Annotated in this window: 11 protein-coding genes, 1 tRNA gene and 2 pseudogenes; 7 read left to right on the top strand and 7 right to left on the bottom strand. The window is 66.0% G+C overall.

Features of this window, described 5'->3' with window-relative positions:
* Positions 1-307 precede the first annotated feature (307 nt).
* Positions 308-745 carry a nucleoside diphosphate kinase regulator gene (gene rnk / locus GLA29479_RS10785; protein ID WP_057971562.1) on the bottom strand — a complete coding sequence of 146 codons (438 nt, stop codon included), beginning with the start codon at positions 743-745 and terminating at the stop codon, positions 308-310.
* 406 nt (positions 746-1,151) lie between these two features.
* Here rnk and GLA29479_RS10780 point away from each other — a divergent pair.
* The 3 genes from GLA29479_RS10780 to idi all read left to right on the top strand — a co-directional run bounded on the left by GLA29479_RS10780 (position 1,152) and on the right by idi (position 2,933).
* A tRNA-Leu gene (locus GLA29479_RS10780) sits at positions 1,152-1,236 on the top strand.
* A gap of 600 nt (positions 1,237-1,836) precedes the next feature.
* Complete coding sequence (locus GLA29479_RS10775) at positions 1,837-2,178, top strand: hypothetical protein (RefSeq protein WP_057971561.1); 342 nt, start codon at positions 1,837-1,839, stop codon at positions 2,176-2,178.
* A 215-nt stretch (positions 2,179-2,393) separates the two neighbouring features.
* Positions 2,394-2,933, top strand: coding sequence for an isopentenyl-diphosphate Delta-isomerase (gene idi / locus GLA29479_RS10770; protein WP_057971560.1), 540 nt, complete (start codon positions 2,394-2,396; stop codon positions 2,931-2,933).
* Positions 2,934-2,972: 39 nt separating this feature from the next.
* Here the strand turns inward: idi and pip are convergent, their stop codons facing one another.
* The 3 genes from pip to GLA29479_RS10755 form a co-directional block, all read right to left on the bottom strand.
* Complete coding sequence (gene pip, locus GLA29479_RS10765; RefSeq protein ID WP_057971559.1) at positions 2,973-3,926, bottom strand: prolyl aminopeptidase; 954 nt, start codon at positions 3,924-3,926, stop codon at positions 2,973-2,975.
* A 1,436-nt stretch (positions 3,927-5,362) separates the two neighbouring features.
* Complete coding sequence (locus tag GLA29479_RS10760) at positions 5,363-5,869, bottom strand: hypothetical protein (protein ID WP_057971558.1); 507 nt, start codon at positions 5,867-5,869, stop codon at positions 5,363-5,365.
* A 94-nt stretch (positions 5,870-5,963) separates the two neighbouring features.
* Positions 5,964-8,657, bottom strand: coding sequence for a PKD domain-containing protein (locus GLA29479_RS10755; RefSeq protein WP_169795643.1), 2,694 nt, complete (start codon positions 8,655-8,657; stop codon positions 5,964-5,966).
* 910 nt (positions 8,658-9,567) lie between these two features.
* On the opposite strand from GLA29479_RS10755, the gene GLA29479_RS10750 reads away from it, so the two are divergent.
* Both GLA29479_RS10750 and GLA29479_RS10745 read left to right on the top strand, forming a co-directional pair.
* Positions 9,568-11,229 carry a multicopper oxidase family protein gene (locus GLA29479_RS10750; RefSeq protein WP_057971556.1) on the top strand — a complete coding sequence of 554 codons (1,662 nt, stop codon included), beginning with the start codon at positions 9,568-9,570 and terminating at the stop codon, positions 11,227-11,229.
* Positions 11,230-11,287: 58 nt separating this feature from the next.
* Positions 11,288-12,028, top strand: a complete 741-nt coding sequence (locus tag GLA29479_RS10745; protein WP_057971555.1) for an FKBP-type peptidyl-prolyl cis-trans isomerase N-terminal domain-containing protein — start codon at positions 11,288-11,290, stop codon at positions 12,026-12,028.
* Between the two features lie 54 nt (positions 12,029-12,082).
* On the opposite strand, the gene GLA29479_RS10740 is transcribed toward GLA29479_RS10745, so the two are convergent.
* The 3 genes and pseudogenes from GLA29479_RS10740 to GLA29479_RS26110 all read right to left on the bottom strand — a co-directional run.
* Positions 12,083-13,237, bottom strand: coding sequence for a metallophosphoesterase (locus GLA29479_RS10740; RefSeq protein ID WP_082638526.1), 1,155 nt, complete (start codon positions 13,235-13,237; stop codon positions 12,083-12,085).
* 903 nt (positions 13,238-14,140) lie between these two features.
* Positions 14,141-15,784: pseudogene (locus GLA29479_RS26115) on the bottom strand (TonB-dependent receptor); the annotation flags it as partial.
* Between the two features lie 636 nt (positions 15,785-16,420).
* Positions 16,421-17,335: pseudogene (locus GLA29479_RS26110) on the bottom strand (TonB-dependent receptor plug domain-containing protein); the annotation flags it as partial.
* 165 nt (positions 17,336-17,500) lie between these two features.
* On the opposite strand from GLA29479_RS26110, the gene GLA29479_RS10730 reads away from it, so the two are divergent.
* A complete protein-coding gene (locus tag GLA29479_RS10730) occupies positions 17,501-18,052 on the top strand; it encodes an RNA polymerase sigma factor (RefSeq protein ID WP_057918551.1) in 552 nt (183 codons plus the stop codon).
* Positions 18,049-19,077, top strand: a complete 1,029-nt coding sequence (locus GLA29479_RS10725; protein WP_057971553.1) for a FecR family protein — start codon at positions 18,049-18,051, stop codon at positions 19,075-19,077. The genes GLA29479_RS10730 and GLA29479_RS10725 overlap by 4 nt, the downstream gene beginning before the upstream one ends.
* Positions 19,078-19,680: the final 603 nt, after the last annotated feature.

Raw genomic sequence — 19,680 nt, 5'->3', positions numbered from 1 at the left:
GGCCGCCGCGTATGCAACGACGGCCGCCGTTCACGTAGCCGTTTTTCTGCCTGTCGTTGATAGCTCGCCGTCGCTGCGGTGTCGCGGTCGCGGCTCGCGCCGCTCCTACCCCTTTGCGACGCCGCTCCTGGGTAGGAGCGGCGCAAGCCGCGACCGCGGGGTTTCAGATCGCCGCGAACCTGTCGAGGACCGTCGCCCTCGCGGCCGGCGTCCTGCCGGCCGCCGATGGATCGCAAGTTGCCGCGGTATCGCAGCGACGATGGACGACCGCAGCAAATCCTTGTGGGCGCTGCTCCTGAGGCCCCGCTCAGCGGTGCAGATCGCCCGCGGCTTCGGGCTGGTAGCGCAGGGCGAGCACGCGCAGTCGTGCGCTGCGGCCGCCGGGCAGGGGCCAATCGATGCGGGCACCGACCGACAGGCCGAGCAGGGCGGTGCCGATCGGCGCCAGGATCGAGATGCGCTCGAAGCTGCCGTCGGCGTCGCGCGGATACACCAGGGTGACTTCGCGTTCTTCGCCGTTGCTCTCGTCGACGAAGCGGATCACCGAATTCATGGTGATGATGTCGGCCGGCATCTGCGCCGGTTCGACGAGGTCGGCGCGGTCGAGTTCGCGGCGCAGGCCGCGGGTGTCGAGGGCGGCGGCGATCGGCTGTTCCAGCAGGGCTTCGAGCCGGTCGCAGTCCAGGCGCGACAGGGTCAGCGGAGGAGGTAGCCCGGAGGGATGGGGCAGGTGGTTCGGGTTCATGGGTGGATCTCCAAAGCAAGAACGGGCGACGCACGATGCGCCGCCCGCGGTTCAGGATGTTCGCGGACCTTAGCCCGGCGGCGAGGGGGCATCAAGCCGCAGGCGCGGCCATGCAGCGCCGCTGCGCGGTCCCAACGCGGCTGGATCGGATGGAACCGGGCATCGGCAATGGAGCACAGCAAGCGGAGCGTTCAGCGCCGTTCGCCGGGGCTCGCGGCGGAGCGACTTCGTCGCCGCGCGGATGGCGCGGGCCTTGCGCTGCAGTCCTCGCGAGCGCGATGGCTCGGGCGCGGCCTTCCCGACCTTGCCTTAAATGCTGGTTGAAATAAGTTGTGACAAAACCGTTGACAGCCGACCCGCCGCAACGCAACATACGCGCCCCGCAGTACTGAACGTGTTGCGGCAGGCCCAGGTGGCGGAATTGGTAGACGCACTAGTTTCAGGTACTAGCGGGTAAAACCGTGGAGGTTCGAGTCCTCTCCTGGGCACCACTACATCGATCATCGCAGTCGGCACCGATGCGACGATCCAACGAAGAACCCCGCCCCGGCGGGGTTTTTTGTTGCCCGGGTTTTTACCCGAGGAGCCGTCGCGACGACCCGTCGGCCCCCGCCGGTGCGGTGGCGCCGCCCCTCATTCATCCTGCCGCGGCCGCGAGGCCTGACCGGTCCGGACCAGAGCCGCCGTATTCGTCCACATAAGTCGCCGCCTGCGAGCGTTCGGGCCGGCTGGCCGACCCACGGGTTTCGGGTGTTTGGGCGGGATCGGGCCCGCTGCCGGCGCGGAGTGGCCGGATGGTGGTATTCGGTGCGGCCCGGCGACGGGGTGCCAGGAGATCCGCCCCTGCCAGCCGGGCCGTCGTGGCCCTTGCGACAGGGCTCGGCGATAATCTTTGCAGGGGCCGGCCTTTGCCTGGCCCAGGCTCATCGGCTAGTCTTCGCCTCGAAGCTCAAGCCGTGAAGGCTGCGGCGGCAAGGGGAAGCGTAGGGCCCCGGGGGCCGATTCGAGGGTTTCGACCGCGAATCCAGGCGAGGGGAGCGACGCGCCGGTCTGCAATACAGGAAATCGAGTTCACACTAAGGAGAGGTCTCATGAAAAAGCTTTGTCTGTCGATCGTGTTGCTGATGGCGTCCTCGAGCGTCTTCGCCAACGAGTTCATTCCGTACTACGGCAACAACCCGTTCTTGTTCTGCAAGATCGGCGTGCCGCAGGACTGCTGGAGGCCGGTCAATCCCGCCACCGGCGACTACCAAGTCGTCAACCGCAAGTGCTTTAACCCCTATTCGGCCAATCTGTTCGCACGTGTGTGCAAGCAAGCGTTTCTCGACGGAAAGTTGGGTGATGCCGACTTAGGCGGCGAACCGCCGGCCCCGACCACCGACAACAAGGGCGCCAGCTCGACCAGCCGCGACCCGGCCCGCATCGACAAGTAAGCCGGCCGCGACATCGGCCGAACGCAGCGGCCCCGCCTCGGCGGGGCCGTTTGTTTTTGCGGATCCGCAACCCGCCGCAGGCACCTCGCTGCGACCGTGCCCGACGATGCCGCGCTGTGCCGATTCGGCCGGTTTCATGCCCCGCCCGTGATTGAGCGCACGTACCCGAACGCGGGGGCTGGCATAGTCGCGCTCATGCAGCGAACGAGAGCGATATGAACGAGATGCTCATCCTGGTCGACGACCAAGACCAGGCCATCGGCGTCGGCGAGAAGATGCAGGTGCACCGGCAAGGGCTGCTGCACCGCGCGTTCTCGGTGTTCGTGTTCGATGCCCAGGGGCGCTGGCTGCTGCAGCGTCGCGCCGACGGCAAATACCACTCCGGCGGTTTGTGGAGCAACAGCTGTTGCGGCCATCCGCGCGAAGGCGAGGCCACCGATGCCGCAGCACGGCGCCGCCTGCGCGAGGAGATGGGTTTCGAGTGCGAGCTCAGGCACGTGGCCCGCATCACCTACCGTCTCGACGTCTCCGACGGCCTGGTCGAACACGAGTACGACCACGTCTTTGTCGGCCGCTACGACGGCCGGCCGCAGCCCGACCCCGCGGAAGCTTCCGACTGGGCCTGGAAGCCCCTGCCGGAACTGTGGGATGCATTGGCCGGACAACCGCAGGAGTTCAGCCGCTGGCTGCGCCATATCGCCGAGCAGACCGGGCGCGCCGAGTTCGAACGCTGGCAAAGCCTGGCGACGCGATAACGCCGCCGGCTTTGCGGTCCTGCTTGCCGCCGACGGGCCTCAGCCGTAGCGATCGGCCAGCGCGTCGGTCGCGCTCACCAGCACGTCGACGATCGCCGGATCGGCGGCGCTGTGGCCGGCCAGGACCACGCGGAAATCGGCCTCGGGCCAGGCACAGGCGAGGTCGTAGGCGCTCTTGACCGGGCAGATGATGTCGTAGCGCCCGTGCACGATGGTCGCGGGGATGTGACGGATGCGCGCCACCCCCTGCAGCAACTGGTCCGGTTCCAGAAACACCCGGTTACGGAAGTAGTGCGCCTCGGCGCGCGCGACGCTGATCGCCGCATGCGGCTCCTCGAAGTTGCCGACCTCGTCGGGGTCGTGGACCAGCGTGGTGCTGCCGCCTTCCCAATAGCTCCAGGCCTGCGCCGCGGCCAGGCGCACCGCCTCGTCGTCGCTGTCGAGCCGGCGCCAATAGGCCTCGGTCATGTCGTCGCGTTCCTGCGGCGGAATATGCTCGAGATAGCGCGTCCAGCGCTCCGGGAAAATCCAGCGCGCGCCGCCGTCGAGTTCGTTGAACCAGCGCAACTCGCCGGTGCTGCCGAGGAAGATGCCGCGCAAGACCAGGCCGAGCGCACGCTCGGGGTGGCTCTGCGCATAGGCCAGCGCCAGGGTCGAACCCCAGGAACCGCCGAATACGACCCAGCGCTCGATGCCGAAATGCTCGCGGATCGCTTCGATGTCGGCGACCAGATGCCAGGTCGTGTTGTCGCGCAGTTCGGCGTGTGGCGTGGATCGGCCGGAGCCGCGCTGGTCGAACAGCACGATGCGATAGCGCTTGGGGTCGAAGAAGCGGCGGTGGTACGGCGAGACGCCGGCGCCGGGGCCGCCGTGCAGAAAGATCACCGGCAGGCCGTCGGGATTGCCGCATTCCTCGATATGCAGCTCGTGCAGCTCGTCGACCGCGAGGCGATGAGTGCGGTAAGGCTCGATTTCCGGATACAGCTCGCGCACGGACGGTCTCCTGCAGGGAATCGCCCGAGCATAGCGCCAGGGTTCCGTGCGCGTCATCAGTCGTGAAGCGTTCGCCGCAATTTTGACCGATCGGGTACGGCGTGGCGGGGGATCGCGGCGCGATCTGCATCGAGGGGCGAGATCGGGGAGTGGTGGTTGCGGCGTCGTGGTCTGGGCTTCAAAGGGTAGGAGCGGCGCGAGCCGCGACCGCGCTCTGTCAGCCTCGCGGCGTATCCGTAAAGCAATATCGGGATCAAACGCATGAAGCTTCCACTCGTGTAGGAGCGACGTGAGTCGCGACCGTGTTGTTTCGGTCTCGCGATCTATCCATCAGGCAAGCTGAAGCAAGTGCAAAGCTTCCGTCCGCTGGCGCGGCCGGGTTACTTTCTTTTGCTAAGCCCAAAAGTCCGCCTGGATCCCTTCGGTCAAAGGTAACCAAAGAGCGGGCTCTCCTTGCAAGGGCACAGGCCACGAGTGCGATGCCCGCGCCGGGATTTTTCGATAGGACATCCTTGTCCTATCGAAAAACGGCGCACGTCCTGTGCGCCGCCCTCCGGGGCTCCGATCGCATCGCGAGATCGGAGCTGCGCCAAGCTTTCACAGCAACAGCAACAGCAACAGCAACAGCAACGGGTGCGGGTTCGTGCCTGCTCTTGGGTAGGAGCGGCGCGAGCCGCGACCACACTGCGCCGGTCTCGCGATGTATCCATCAAGCAAGATCAAGCAAGAGCAAAGCTTCCGTCCGCTATCGCGGCCGGGTTACTTTCTTTTGCTGGCCCAAAAGAAAAGTAACCAAAGAAAAGGGCTTTCCTTGACGAAGCTCCCCTGCGAGTACGCAGCTCGCGCCGGGATTTTCCGATAAGACATCCTTGTCTTATCGGAAAACGGCGCACGTCCTGTGCGCCGCCCTCCGGGTCTACGGTCGCATCGCGAGATCGGAGCTGCGCCAAGCTTTCACGGCAACAGCAACAGCAACAGCAACAGCAACCGCCTGGCTACGATTGCTGTTGCTGTTGCGGTTGCCGTAAAGATGTTGCTGTTGCTGTTGCTGTTGCTGTGCGTCGCCTCGCACTAGCGAAGGCAATAGAAGACCCAGAGGGCGGCCCGCAGGGATGCGGGCCGTTTTTCATCGGGACAGGGATGTCCCGTATGAAAAATCCCTGCGTCGGCATCGAACGTGCGGGCCTGTGATTCAAAGAAAAGCAACTTCTTTGGTTACCTTTCTTTTGTTGCTTATGACAAAAGAAAGTAACCCGCCGCTTTAGTGGCGGAAGCTTTTGGCGTTTGATCCAGATCCAGATCCAGATCCAGATCCAGATCCAGATCCAGATCCAGATCTTGGTCTTGCTTGAGCGTTGCGCCGCAAGACCATCACAGCGCGGTCGCGGCTCGCGCCGCTCCTACCCTGGAGCCCCGGGACTCCAATCGACGCAAGCCTAATGAACGAAGAATCCATCCTGCACCACCGGCCCATCATCGACCGACACTTCGACGCGGTAGTTGCCCAACTTCCATCCCATCGGCTCGGCGACACGGAAATCGTCGACGCCGGCGCCGTTGAAGGTCACCGGCTTGGCTTCTTCATTGAAGACCTTGCCCGCCGGGTCGATCCAGCGCACCTTCAAGCGGCCGGGGACGCGCGCCTGCGGGTCGCGGGTCGCGGTCTTGATCGTCACCACCACGGTGTCGCCGGTGGTGAAGGTCTTCTGCCGTTTGGGCAGGTCCTGCGGCCGCATCGGCGCGCTGCCGAGTTCGACACCGGTGATCGATACCGCCGGCGAGGTCGATACCGCCATGACCGTATTGTCCTTGCGCGGCACGGCGGCCGGCGAGGGTGCCGCGGCTCGGCCTTGCGGCGCGGCGTCCTGGCGTTCGCAAGCGGCCAGCAAACAGGCCGCGACGATGAGGGATGCGATGGCCAGGCGGTAAGCGTTGTGGTTCATTCGAGTCTCTCTGTCGCGAGGACGCAGGCGACGTCGCCTGCGTCGGTCGAGCATAGAACGGCCCGGATCGCCGGCGGCGACCCGGGCCTGCGCTTTACTGCGTCGTGCCGATGAGATCGAAGGGTAGCTCCTGGGCGACGTCCGGCGCGGAGGACGGGTTGCCGACATCGATCAGGGAACTCCAGGTGCCGGCCGACACATCGTACTGGCGGGCGTTGGCGCCGGAGCGGCCGCGCGCGCCGACTACGGTCATCGGCGGAGCGAAGTGCGCGCCGGCGCTGCTGTCGGTGCTGCCCCACACGAGCCAGTAACTGCCTGCGCTGAAGAAGCCGTTGCCCGCGCAAGCTGCCGGCATGCTCAGGCGGTTGCGCCAGACCTTGCGTGTGGTGACGGTGGCGCTGCCGGGGGACGGATACAAGCTGTTGCCGGTGCGATAGATCCGCGCATCGGTTGAGGACGCCTGCACGTTGCTGCTGGTGCTGCCGCATAGCAAGGTGCTGCCCGCGTCGCCGGGCCGGCCGCGCCAGACCTGCAACACGCCCGCGGTGAACGGCGAGCCGGAGCCGCTGTAGCTGGTCTTGTAGGCGTAGACGTCGACCGAGGACAGGGTCCAGCTCTGCCCGCTCGGCACCACGAAATCGTCGGCCAGACGATACGTCGCGTTGCTGACGGCGTAACCGGTGGTGGTGTTGCTTTCGGCGGTGTTGCCGGTGTCGTTCTGCAACTCGCTCCAGGTCGTGCCCGAGGGCGCGGCGGTGCCGTCCTTGGCGGTGGCGCCGGTGCTGAGGCCGCCGTTGCTCCAGACCACGCCGCCGGACGGGCCGCTGGCAAAGCTACCGGTCAGCGACACTCCGGAAATCGCCGCATAGGCCTTGATCATTACGTGATAAGTGCCGGCCTGGGCGGTGGCGATCGAGCAGGTTTCGGCGTTGCTGCTGCCGTCCGACTTGCAGTCGTAGCTGGCGGTGGTCGGCTTCGCGCCGAACTTCACGTACAGGTCGGCATCGCCGCTGCCGTCGGCGGTGACGAACTTCAGGCCGGTCGCTCCGGTCGGGACCGCCAAGGTCCAGAACTGCTCGCTGTCCTTGGCGCCGGCGATGCCGGTCGCCGGCACGCCGTTGCTGAGTACGTTGCCGGTCGGCGCGGCGGTCACGGTCACCGACTTGCTTACGGTGTGGCTCGCGCCGTCGTCGTCGGTCGCCTTCAGCGACACGGTATAGGTGCCGGTTGCCGCATAGGTATGCGAAGGACTGGTGGTGGTCGAGGTGATGCCGTCGCCGAAATTCCATTCGCGTGCGGCGATGCTGCCGTCCGAATCGGTCGAGGCATCGGTGAACACCGCGGTCAGGTTGGAAGTAGTGAAGGTGAAGGCCGCGATCGGATTGGCGTTGCCCGGTGCCACGACCGTGACCGACTTGGTCACGCTGTGGGTGGCGCCGCCGTTGTCGGTGACCGTCAGCGACACCGAGTAGGTGCCGGCGCTGGCGTAGGCATGGCTGGGGTTGGTCGCGGTCGAGCTGCTGCCGTCGCCGAAATTCCATGCGCGCGAGGCGATGCTGCCGTCGCTGTCGCTGGAGGCATCGGTGAAGTTGGCGGTCAGGCCGTTGGTCGCCGAATTGAAGTTCGCCACCGGCGGCAGGTTGCCGGTCTGCGCCTTGTTGCAGGTGCCGGAGAAATTGTCGGTCCAGGTCTTGCCGGCCACGGGCACGAAGTCGCCGGTATAGCCGGTAGCGGTCAGGGTCAGCTTGAGCACGCCCCAGGTGTGGGCCTGGCTGGCCTGCAACAGCGTATGGCTGCCGCTGAGCGAGTAGAAGTCGCGTCCGCCGGTGCCGACCAGAATCTGGCGCAGGCCGTCGGTCTTGGCGGTGCCGCTGCCGTCCATCTTTCCGTAGCGCTGATAGTTATGGTCGTGGCCGACCATCACCAGGTCGGCCTTGGCCGCATACAGGCGGTCGTAGATCGGTTTCACCGAGCTATAGCCGTCGTAATTGCCGCGGCTGATCAGCGGATGATGAAAATATGCCGCGGTGCAGGGCTTGGTGTTGGCGGCCAGGTCGTTGCTCAGCCAGGTCAGCTGGGCGGAGGCGACGCTGCCGCCGGACATGGTGTTGAGGGCGATGAAGTGCCAGTCGCCGACGTCGTAGCTGTAATAGCCCTTGCTGCGATCCCCGGCCGGGCCGGTCGCTTGGTCCATGCCGTTGTAATAGTCGAAGTAGCCCTTTGCGCCGGTGGTTTGATAGTCGTGGTTGCCGGGCGTGGGCCGGGTCAGGCCTTTGAAGCGACCCCAGCGCGAGTGGTAGAGGTTGTTGTATTCCGACAGGGTGCCGCTGCCGTAGGCGTTGTCGCCGGCGGTGAACACTGCGGTCGGATTGATCGCCACGATCAGGTCCGAGGTTTTGCCGCAGTCGGCCGGCGAGCTGTCGCAGATGTCGCCCGCGCCGGCCACGGTGACCGTGGTCAGGCTGAGGTCCTTGGTGCCGAAATCGTAGCTGTCGACGGTGTAGCGGCTGTCGGGGTGGCCGAAGTAGGGCTCGATGACCACGCACTCGCCGCGAAAGGCGCGGGAGTGGAAGGCGCGGTCGTTCCAGTGGTCGCCCTGGAAGACGTAGCGGTCGCCGCCGGAACTGGTGATCTTGAGCGAGTCGTAGCCCTGCAGTACCAGTTCCTTGAAGCCGACCCGGACCCATTTCGCGCCGACTTCGCAGACGCGATTGCCGGGCGAGGCCAACAGCGCCGAGCGCGTGGTCGGCACGCGTTTGGTGACGACGTCGTCTTCGCTGAGTTGCACAGTCCGCTGCGCCGCGAACGCGGATTGGGATCCGATCAAGCTTCCGAACAACAACAACGCGCCGAGCGTGATTCGCCGGCGAAAACCGCTTGCACCTGGGGTGGCCATCAGAGTCTCCTCTTAGCTTCCGTGTTTGAAGGGAAGTCGCCCGCGCATCGGTGGCCGGGCGCTGAAGTGATCGCCCGATCCGCACGCACAGGCCTGTGTCGTCGTCAGGCCTGGTTTCGGCGACCCGTGTGGGTTGTTGCGGAGAAATGCGTTGGCCGACGACTCGGCCGACGCAGTGGGGCGCTGGTTCCCGCGCGAAGCGCGATGGGCTGGCCGGATGCCGCAGGCGGCAGCGGCGAGAGAAGGGCCGGGCGGTCGAAAGCGTGACGGACGAAGACGCGTCGAACAGAAGAATGCCGCACGACAAGGTGTCGGACATCGATGACATCAGTATGTCGGGCGAACCGCTGCCGGATCGGCGGAGTCGGCGAAGCGCTCCTGGCGTCGGCTGCGACCACGGCGGCGCCTGACTGCGGACGAGCGGCCTCGCCGCCATTCATGGACATGGTGGTTGCCTCGCATCGAATGACTGAAGTGCACCCCTGTTGAGATGCAGACGGCACGGCTTGCCGATACCTCAGTCGCGAACAGCCGGATTTCTCATGATCTTTGGTTATTTGACTCGGCCGCATCGAGGATGAAACAAACGCTGCGAATCAAGGGGTTTTAGCGCGCATCGCCGATTATGAAATCGTGATGTATGCCCGTAATTCGTGCTGACTGAGATGCAGCGGAGACTCGATTCTGCGCGATGTGCGGGTCGTGCTTCCTGCGATCGATCAGCGACGGACGAGTCCGTGCACCGACGAATGCATCGGCAGCGCGACTCGTAGAAGCATCGCTAACGAGGGTGTCCCGCTCCATGGTCAACACGAATCGTCGCAAGTGGGTGTTGGGTCTGTCGGCGGCGGCCGCGGCGGCGGTCGCACTGCCGTATGCGCTGTCGCAACGCGCTCGCCGCTTGCCGCACGCGGCGCATGCCGATGCCGATGCGCGGGCCACTGAGGCGGCGACGCCATCGGCGCAGGCACCGTTCCGGCAACCGCTGCGCATTCCCGGTGCGACCGGCCTGCTCGCCGAAACCCGTCTGTCGGCGCCGCTGGTGTTGGCCGCGACGGAAGCGGCGTTTCCGATCTTCGACGGCGCGCCGACCCGGATCTGGCATTACGCCCATGCCGCGCGCGCGGGCGTCGGCATCAACCCCTTGTTGCGCATCGACCGCGGCGCGGAGTTGGACGTGAGCCTGGACAACCGCCTCGGCGAAGACACCACGATCCACTGGCACGGCCTGAGCGTCGACGAAGCCAACGACGGCAGCGGCCTGCATCCGGTCGCTCCCGGCGCCGGCAAGCGCTATCGCTTCCGGGTCGCCGATCGCGCCGGCCTGTACTGGTACCACGCCCATCCGCACGGGCGTACCGGCGCGCAGTTGCAGCACGGCCTGGCCGGCCTGCTGCGCGTGGACGACGACGAAGAGCGCGCACTGGCCGCGAGCCTCGGTCTGCCCTGGGGCGTGCGCGACCTGCCGTTGATGATTTCCGACAAGCAAGTCGACGCCGACAACGCCATCATCTATCGGCAAGGCGCCGACGACTGGATCGGTAACCGGCTACTGGTCAACTGGACCCCTGAACCCTTCCTCGACGTGCTGCAGGCGCTGTATCGCTTCCGTATCGCCAACGTCGCCAACGCGCGCATGCTGCGGCTCGCTTTCGAGCATCGCGGGCAATCGCTGCCGTTTCATCTGATCGGCAGCGACGGCGGATTGCTGGCGCGGCCGTGGACGGTCGACGACGTGTTCCTGGCGCCGGCGCAACGCATCGACGTGCTGGTGGATTTCAGCGCAGTCGCCGCCGGCGAACGCGTGCTGCTGCGCAGCCTGGAGTACCTGGCGATGGAGAACGAAGACGAGTCCGGTGCGTTCGCGCCCGACCCGATGGGCGAGCACCCCGGCGCCGCGGCGATGGGCGAGGCCTTCGACCTCATGCAGTTCTGCATCGCCGGTTGCAGCGAAACCACGCCAAAGCCGGCCAAACGTCCGCCGGCGAAGTTGCCCGAACGCCTAAGCGACCTGGCGCCGCCGCCGGATACGGCCGGCTGGTCGGTGCGTCCGATCCGCCTGAGCATGAATCAGGAGGGCAGCTGGTTCATCAATGACTGGAACATGCACACGGTCGGCCATGAGCCGATGTTCCGGATCAAGCGCGGCAGCCGCGAGGTCTGGGAGATACGCAACAACATGACCAGCATGCCGCACCCCATCCACGTGCACGGCTTCCGCTTCCGGGTGGTCTCGCGCAGCATCAGCCCGCCCGACATCCGCGGCCGCGCCGTCGCTGCCCACGGGCTCAATCCGCAGGACACCGGCTGGAACGACACCGTGGTGATCTGGCCCGGCGAGATCGTCCGCATCGCCATCGACTTCGCCCAGCAGCTGTCGGGCACGCATCGCTACATGATCCATTGCCACAACCTCGAGCACGAGGACATGGGCATGATGGTCGCCTTCGCGGTGACCGACTGAGGGCAGCAGCCCGGCCTATCGACCGTCTCTGAGCTCATCGCCAGGAGAGTGCCGCACCATGAACCGCTCCGCCCACGCCATCGTTCTGTGTCTCGTGTTGTCGCCCGCAGCCTGTCGCTCCGATACCGAGCAAACCGCGGCCGCAGCCGCGAAGCGGACCGCAGCGACCGTGCCGGCCGCCATCGACGGCCCGCGCGGCCAAGTCAGCTACATGGTCGGTCTCGACATGGCCAAGCGGCTTGCACCGATCAAGGACGAGGTCGACATCGACACCGTCGTGATCGCACTGCGGGCGGCCCATGCCGGCGCACCGCCGCGCCTGGACGAGGCGCAGATCGCCAAGGTGCGCAGCGGCTTCGTCGAGCACCTGCAGCGCAAGCGCCAGGCCGGCCAGCAGGCGCTGGCGCAGAAGAATCTGGCCGAGGGCGACCGCTACCTGGCCGATAACCGCAAGCAAGCGGGCGTGGTCACGACCGCGTCGGGCCTGCAATATCGCATCGAGCGCCCCGGCCGCGGCGCCAGGCCGGCCGCCGACGGCACGGTGCGGGTCAACTACGTGGGGCGTCTGCTCGACGGCAGCGAGTTCGAGAGCACCTACGCTACCGATCACCCGGCCGAGTTCCCGCTCAACCAGATCATGCCGGGCCTGCGAGAAGGGCTGATGCTGATGTCGCCAGGCGCTAAACACCGTTTCTGGGTGCCGGCCCGACTCGGCTACGGCGAGACCGGCGTGCCCGGCCAGATCGAACCGAACGCGACCTTGGTGTTCGATCTGGAATTGCTCGAGATCGCGCGTTGAGCGCGGCTCACCGCCACGCGGGCGACGAGCATCGTCCGCGTGGTCACCGTTCGTTCAATCGGAGAGGGGCTCGCCGGCGGTCAGCGGCAGACGCTTGCCCTCGGGCGTGCCGCGGCTGAACTTGCCGCGTTCGATCAGCAACAGCTCGCCGTACTGGCCGTTCTTGATGCTGCTGTCGATCGCGATCACGCGGCCGTCGAAATAGCTGCCGATGCGCTTATGCGAGGTATGGCCGACGACGATGCGGCCGACGCCGAGGCGCGCGGCGATCGCATCGACCTGATCCTGGGTCAGGGCCGGGTCGATGAAGTAGCCGCGGTACCAGATCGGGCTGGTCTTGCCGTTGTAGAGCGGCAGCAGCGACGGTTCCTGCTGCCAGACCGATTTGGGCGTGCCGAGGGTGGCGCGATAACGGTCGTTGATCTGCGCCCGGCTCAGACCGGATTCGAAATAGCTCGCGGCGATGCCGCCGTGCACGAACAACAGGTCGTTGACCTGGCCGATCACCGACTTGCTGCGCAGCCAGCGGCCGAGCACCGTGTCGGGGCCGTACAGTTCGACATAGGAACGGCCGAGCAGGCCGGCGTTGCGCTGGTAACCCTCGTTGACGTAGCGCAGGTCGTTGGCCAGCACCATGACCTCGTGATTGCCGAGCAGCAGATGCACCGCGCCGCCGGCCGCCCGCGCCTGCTGTTCCAGGCCGTACAGCAGCCACAGCGCCTGGTTGACCTTGGGGCCGCGGTCGAACACATCGCCGGCGATGACCAAATGGCCGCGCCCATAACGCCAGCGCAGCTTGCGGTCGACGATGCCGTTGCTCTGCAGCAGTTGGACCATCAGCTCGTACTGGCCGTGCACGTCCGAGAGCGCGGCGATGCGTTCGACGCCCTGCGGCGAGACTTCTGTTTCGGCTTCGGCCGGTGTGCGTACCGAGACCGCCGGTTGGCCGCATTGCGCAGGCACCGCGACCGGCCAGCGCAGCGCCGGGAACAAGCGTTCGACCGGCTTGCCGTCGCAGACCCAGCGCGCTTCGATGCGATCGGACGTGTAGCGCAGATAGGGCCCGTCGTCGAATGCCGAGGCGCTGGGCGTCGGGGTCGTCTCGGTGGCCGCTGGCGAGCGCTCATGGCCTGCGGCGAGGGCGCCCGTGGCCGAGAGGCACAGGGTCAGCAAGACGGACCGGGAGGCAAGGCAGGATAGTCGGATCATCGCAGGGGCTCGTGTAATGGCCTGATCGGCATTGTCGCTGTTTGAGGGTAGGAGGGGATGCAGGCCGAGGCCCAGGCGCGGGCAAGCATCGCACCGCCTTCGTCATTGAGCGAAGCCCTAAACGATCGCGGGGTAGGAGCGGCGCAAGCCGCGACCGCGCAGGCAGGACTGCCCGCGCCGGCAGCCGCAGATGCGCGGTCGCGGCTTGCGCCGCTCCTACCCAGAAGCAACATCGCAGAGACTGTAACCGCCGTTGCCATAAGGTTGCTGTTGCTGTTGCTGTTGCTGTGCGTCGCCTCGACCTCGCGAAGGCCATAGAAGACCCGGAGGGCGGCTCGCATGGATGCGGGCCGTTTTTCATCGGGACAGGGATGTCCCGTATGAAAAATCCCCGCGTATGCACCGCTCGTGCGGGCTGGTGATTCAAAAGAAAAGCATTTTTCTTTGGTTAGCTTTCTTTTGTTGCTTATGACAAAAGAAAGTAACCCGCCGCTTTAGTGGCGGAAGCTTTTGGCGTTTGATCTTGCTTCCGGCTAAGAGCCTAAAAGCCAGTGCAGAGCTTCCGCCCCCTAAAGGGTGCGGGTAACTTTCTTTTGGCCAAAGCCCCAAAAGTCCGTCTGGATTCCCTTCGGTCAAAAGTCACCAAAGAAAAGTGCTTTTCCTTGACGAAGCTCCCCTGCGAGCACGCAGCTTGCGCCGGGATTTTCCGATAAGACGTCCCTGTCTTATCGGAAAACGGCGCACGTCCTGTGCGCCGCCCTCCGGGTCTCCACTTGACCGGCAAAGCAGCAAAGCAGCAAAGCAGATCAAAATCTGGGGCAACGGCAACGGCAACGGTGATCCGTTGCCAAGCTTCGGCGATGGAGCGCTTACGTCGCCGCTGCCGTCAGCCTGCGATCCCAATCAACGGAACCGATACTCGTACTCGAACGCGAACTCGCGGCCGATCGGGCTGTAGGCATCGTAGAAATACGGAAACGAGGTGTTGGTCTCGTCGTCCGGATGGGTGCTGTTGAACAGGTTGTTGACGTAGAACTTGACCGTGGCCTTGTCGGTGATGCGCTTGCCGATGTTGGCGTTCCAGAGGAAATACACGCCAGTGCGGCCGAGGCCGTTCGCCTTCGGCAGGCTGCCGTAGCGAGTCATGAACAGACTCGACGACCAGTCGCCGGCGCGCCAGCTCGCACCCGCCCGCAGGCGGCTGCGGAAGTCGAGGTTGTCCGGATCGTCGCGCCAGTCGCTCTCGATCGGGTCGGTGGCGAACACCTGGCGTTCGGACTTGAGCGTGTGCGACCAGCTCAGGTCGAAACGGTAGTCGCCGTAACGCTCGGTCTTGAGCCGCCAGTTGACGCTGGCGTCGATGCCGGTGACGCGGCGATAAGACTGATTGAGCGGCGCCGACTTGACCTCGGCGATGCGGTCGATGGCTTCACTGCCTTCCGGGCGCCGCGTCACCAGGGCGGTGATGTTGCGGCAATAGCCAGAGTCGGGCCCGAACGCGAACGGCTGGCCGTTGAGCTGCTTGCCGGTGCGGCAGCCGGCTTCGCCTTCGAGGATGCTGGTCGGGCTGAGCCGTTCGATCGCGCCGTCGAGTTCGATGCTCCAGTAGTCGGCGGTGACCGAGAGGCCGTCGAAGACGTCCCAGACCGCGCCGACGCTCCAGGACTTGCCGGTTTCCTCTTCCAGGTTCGGGTCGCCTTCGCTGAGGCTGAAGACGTTATAGCTATAGCCCGAGCAGCCCGGATTGGCGCCGGCGGCGATGCAGCGCCAGGGGTCGACCGCATTGCCGAAGCTGCCGCTGCCTTCACTGAAGACCCAGTGCAGGTCCGGCGCCTTGAAGCTGGTGGCGTAGGCGCCGCGGATCAGCAGGTTATCGGTGGGACGCCATTCCAGGCCGGCGTTCCAGGTCTTGGCATCGTCGACCGCGGTGATGTCGTCGTACTTGTCGAAGCGGCCGGCCAGGCTGCCCTTGAGCGTGCTCAGGATCGGGATGCTGAACTCCACGCCGGCGGCATAGCGGTCGCGTTCGCCGCCACCGTTGGTGCCGGTGAGGTTGTAGAGCTGGACCACGCCGGGCTGCACGCGCGCATCGCTGGACAGGTCGTAGCCTTGCGAGCTCGCTTCCAGCACCGTGGCGACGCCGACCGGGCCGGCCGGTAACTCGAACAGATCGCCGGTGAGCACGAAGCTGGCGGTGTTGACCCAGGACTCGGCCTCGTATTTGGCGAGGGTGGAGATCGACTCGTATTCCTCCGGCGTCATCGGTCGGTACCAGCGCGGCAGGTTCAAGCGATAGATCGGCACGCCATTGGGGCGGGTACCCAGTTGCTTGCCGAAGAAATAATCGTTGACCAGGTTGCCGACCATGCGCCGGCGGGTGCGTTCGAACTGGTACTCGGCGCGGCTGACGGTGGCATCCCAATCCCAGCCGTCGCCGATCTTGCCGCGCAGGCCGAGCGCGACGTCGAGCGAGCGTTCGCGGTAGTGCTGGTTCATCTGCTCGACGCCGCCGAGATCGACCGGGGTCAGCAAACGCGTGGGCGCGATCACCGCGTTGAACTGCGGGTCGTAGAAGTCGCCGCGACGGCCGACGCCGTCGGTATGCGGACCGGTAATGCTCTCGAAGCCGCCGAGCGACTCGACCCGCGAGCGCCAGGCCTGCACCGAACCCCAGCCCTGCAGGTCGTCGGAGAAATCCCAGGTGCCGAACACGTAACCGGCGAGTTCGTTCTTGCCCTTGCTCAGGTGCTGGTAAGTGACGTCCTTCCAGGTGCCGCAGGCATCGCCGAGGCTCTGCACGTTGCCGGAGCTGATGCGCTTGTAGGTGTGGCGTTGGAACTCGTCGCCCCAGCGTTCGCAGGTGCCGGCCGGCGGCGCGATCAAGGGGCTGCTGCTACTGCTGCTGCCTCGGCGGATGCGCAGACCGGCGTCGGGCTGCACGCCGAGCCGTGGGTCCGGGCTCGGGTTGGCGCGCAGGTCCCAGTCGTCGCGCTGGAAGCCGTACAACAGTTCTTGGTCGTAGGCCTGGAAGGCGTAGGTGACGCCCCAGCGCTCGCCGGTCTTGCCGCCGGTCCATTGCAGGTCGAAGCGGTCGCGTCCGCCCATCGTGCTGCTGCCGGCGCGCAGCTTGACCTCGTCGCCCTGGTAATTGCGCTTGAGCACGATGTTGACCACGCCCGAGACCGCATCGGCGCCGTAGATGGCGGAAGCGCCGCCGGCGAGTATTTCGATGCGCTCGACCGCGCCCGACGGAATGTTGCCGAAGTTCTGGAAGTTGCTGCGGCCTTCGTACGGGAAGGGATAGTCGGCGGCGCGGCGGCCGTCGATCAGCAACAGCGAACGGCCGGGGCCCAGGCCGCGCAGATTGAGCGGATGGGCGTTGGCGGAGAAGCCGCCCGACAGTTCGGTCTCGACCGCGCCGTTGGCCATCACCAGGGTTTCCAGCGCCTCGAACACGGTGGCGTGGCCTTCGCGTTCCATCTGCTCGGCGGTGATCACGGTGACCGGCGAAGGGCCTTCGATCTCGGCGCGCTTGATGCGCGAGCCGGTGACCTGGATCGCCGCCAGTTCGGTCGGATCGGGTTCCGCCTTGGCCTTGGCCGCCGGTTCGCGCGAGCTCGTCGGCTTGGCCTTGGGCGGCGCCGGTTCGCGCGCGGTCACTATCGCGATGACGCCGCTCTGGGTGACGCGGAAGCTGAGGCCGCTGCCGGCGAGCAAGCGAGTGATCGCCTCGCGGGTGGTGTAACGGCCCGACAGCGCCGGTGCGATGCGGCCGCGCACCAAGTCCGGTGGAACCAGGATCTGCGCGTCCGACGAGGACGCGACCTGGTTGAGCGCCGAAGCCAGCGACTGGCTCGGCAAGGCGTAGTGATGCGCGCTGTCCCGCGTCTGTTGGGCGAGCGCCGGCGCCGCGGCGACCAGGGCCGACAGACCGAGCGCCAGGCTCAGCGCGACCGACAACGGGCGCCGGGCGCAATGCCTGTACGTGTTCGTCTTCAGTGTATGTCCCGGATCGGCCCCCACCGATTCCTTTTTGTTCGAGTCCGTACCGTTCGACCGACGGCCTTGTGTTGCGCGACGCTGTGAAACGATCCCCATTGCAACGCTCCCCGATGAGTGACTACGACTCGATCCTTCGACTGTTGTCCTTTCCCCACCGATGCAGACGCAGCTTGCCACGGATCCCTCACTCGCCTTTCGGCAGGCTTGCCGGCGGCCGGCCGGTGCCGTAGCGTCCGCTTGTCCGATAGCGGGGGAGGGGCCATGAACAGCGGCGAAGCCGGCGATACGCTGGGTGCTTGCGATGCCTCGTGCGCCGCCGATCTGCCGCTGCTGATCGCCCGTTACCGCCCGGCGCTGGTGCGTTATTTTTCGCGTCATCTGCAATCGGCCGACGACGCCGAGGACCTGGCCCAGGAAGCCCTGGTGCGCCTGGTGCGGATGCCGTCGCTGAGCGGCGTGCTCAACGTCGAGGCCTTCTTGTTGCAGATCGCCTCGAACCTGTTGCGCGACCGCTTCCGCCGCGACAAGAGCCATCAGGTGCTCCAGCACGTGTCGATCGACGAGGTCGCCAAGGACTGGCCGAGTGAGGACCCGCACGGCGAATGCGTCTACGAAGGTAACCGCCGGCTGCAGGCGTTCCTGGCGGCGCTGGACGAGTTGTCGCCGCGCTGCCGCCAGGTGTTCCTGCTGCAGCGCTACGAAGGCCTGACTTATAGCGCCATCGCCAAACGTTTGGAGATCAGTGTGAGCGCAGTGGAGAAAAACATGATGCGCGCCTTGCTGCATTTCGATACGCGTCTGGGAGGCTCGTGAAACCGCCGCGTCTGAGCGTGATCGAGGGCGGCGACCCGTTCCGCCGCCAGGCCGCGACTTGGTTCGCGCGCCTGCGCGCAGACGACGTCGCCGAAAGCGACCGTCAGGGCTGGCAGCGCTGGATGGCCGCCGATGCGCGCCATCGCGCCGCCTACGAGCGTATCGAGCGGCTGTGGTCGGCGGCGGGCGAGCATGCCCAGCATCCGCAGATCGCCGAACGCCTGCGCGATGCGACGGCGGAGGCGCCGACGGCACCGAAGCGTGGCAGCCGTGAGCCTGTGGCCTGGGCGCGCTATGCGCTGGGCGCCGGCGCGCTCGCCGCGGTGGTGGCCCTGGCCGCGGTGGTGCCGCGCTGGCTGCAGCGGCCGGTCGTGGAGACCGTCTACCTCACCCAAGTCGGCGAAAGCCGCACCATCGCCCTCGACGACGGTTCGCGCGTGAGCATGGACACCGACAGCCGCCTGGTCGTCGATTTCTCCGGCGACCAGCGGCGCATCGTCCTCGACCATGGTCGCGCCTATTTCCGCGTGGCCAAGGCGAAGCGGCCGTTCCTGGTGCATACCGAGGACGGCAGCGTGCGTGCGGTCGGCACCGAGTTCGAGGTGTACCGGCGCAACGACACGACCGAGGTGGCCCTGGTCGAAGGCCGGGTCGCCTTGTTGGCGGCGCCGACCGCCGATGCCGGACAGGCTGCGCTCGGCACGCTCGACCCCGGCCAGAAGGCGAGTTTCCGCAAGCACCAGCCGCTGCACCGATTGGCACCGGCGGCGCCGGGCGCCTTACCGACCTGGCTGTCGGGCAAGCTGGTATTCGAAGACCAGGCTTTGTCGGCTGCGGTCGACGAGTTCAACCGCTACAGCCGCCGGCGCATGGTCTTGAGCGGCGAGCAGGTCGCGCGGTTGCGCGTCAGCGGCGTGTTCCGCAGCGACGACCCGCATGCGTTCGTCGAGGCCCTGGAGGAGTTGTACCCGGTCGCGGTGGACGAGTCCTCCGGTGGCGATATCGTCATTGCCGCGCGGCGTTGAGCGGGGGTAGGGGCGCCGTATTGCCCCTCAGCTGGATGCATGATGGTTTTTGGGCGGTTTCGGCGCGAGACCGAAGCCGCGCGGTCGCGACTTGCGTCGCTCCTACCCGAGCAGCAACGTTGCTGTTGTTGCTGTGCGCCGTTTCGAACTGGCGAAGGCAATCGAAGACCCGGAGGGCGGCGCGCAGGGATGCGCGCCGTTTTTCATCGGGACAGGGATGTCCCGTATGAAAAAGCCCTGCGTATGCATCGCTCATGCGGGCCTGTGATTCAAAGAAAAGCATTTTTCTTTGGTTACCTTTCTTTTGTTGCTTATGACAAAAGAAAGTAACCCGCCGCTTTAGTGGCGGAAGCTTTTGGCGTTTGATCTTGCTTTTATAGAAGCCACACGCAACAGCAGAGCTACTTTTGCAGGCGCGACGTGAGTCGCGACCGGTCTCGCGAGGTTCCTAACAAGCAAGAGCAAAGCTTCCGTCCGCTGACGCGGCCGGGTTACTTTCTTTTGCTAAGCCCAAAAGTCCGTCTGGATTCCCTTCGGTCAAAGGTAACCAAAGAAAAGGGCTCTCCTTGCAAGGGCACAGGCCACAAGTGCGATGCCTGCGCC

The sequence above is a fragment of the Lysobacter antibioticus genome, assembly GCF_001442535.1.
Taxonomy (GTDB): domain Bacteria; phylum Pseudomonadota; class Gammaproteobacteria; order Xanthomonadales; family Xanthomonadaceae; genus Lysobacter; species Lysobacter antibioticus.
The sequence above is the reverse complement of the archived record's forward strand: the minus strand, read 5'-3'. Positions and strand labels throughout refer to the sequence as shown.

Coding starts and splice junctions, on each gene's coding strand:
- GLA29479_RS10760 (WP_057971558.1), bottom strand. CDS start 5,869: ATGAACCACAACGCTTACCGCCTGGCCATCGCATCCCTCATCGTCGCG.
- GLA29479_RS10750 (WP_057971556.1), top strand. CDS start 9,568: ATGGTCAACACGAATCGTCGCAAGTGGGTGTTGGGTCTGTCGGCGGCG.
- idi (WP_057971560.1), top strand. CDS start 2,394: ATGAACGAGATGCTCATCCTGGTCGACGACCAAGACCAGGCCATCGGC.
- GLA29479_RS10775 (WP_057971561.1), top strand. CDS start 1,837: ATGAAAAAGCTTTGTCTGTCGATCGTGTTGCTGATGGCGTCCTCGAGC.
- GLA29479_RS10740 (WP_082638526.1), bottom strand. CDS start 13,237: ATGATCCGACTATCCTGCCTTGCCTCCCGGTCCGTCTTGCTGACCCTG.
- rnk (WP_057971562.1), bottom strand. CDS start 745: ATGAACCCGAACCACCTGCCCCATCCCTCCGGGCTACCTCCTCCGCTG.
- GLA29479_RS10745 (WP_057971555.1), top strand. CDS start 11,288: ATGAACCGCTCCGCCCACGCCATCGTTCTGTGTCTCGTGTTGTCGCCC.
- GLA29479_RS10730 (WP_057918551.1), top strand. CDS start 17,501: ATGAACAGCGGCGAAGCCGGCGATACGCTGGGTGCTTGCGATGCCTCG.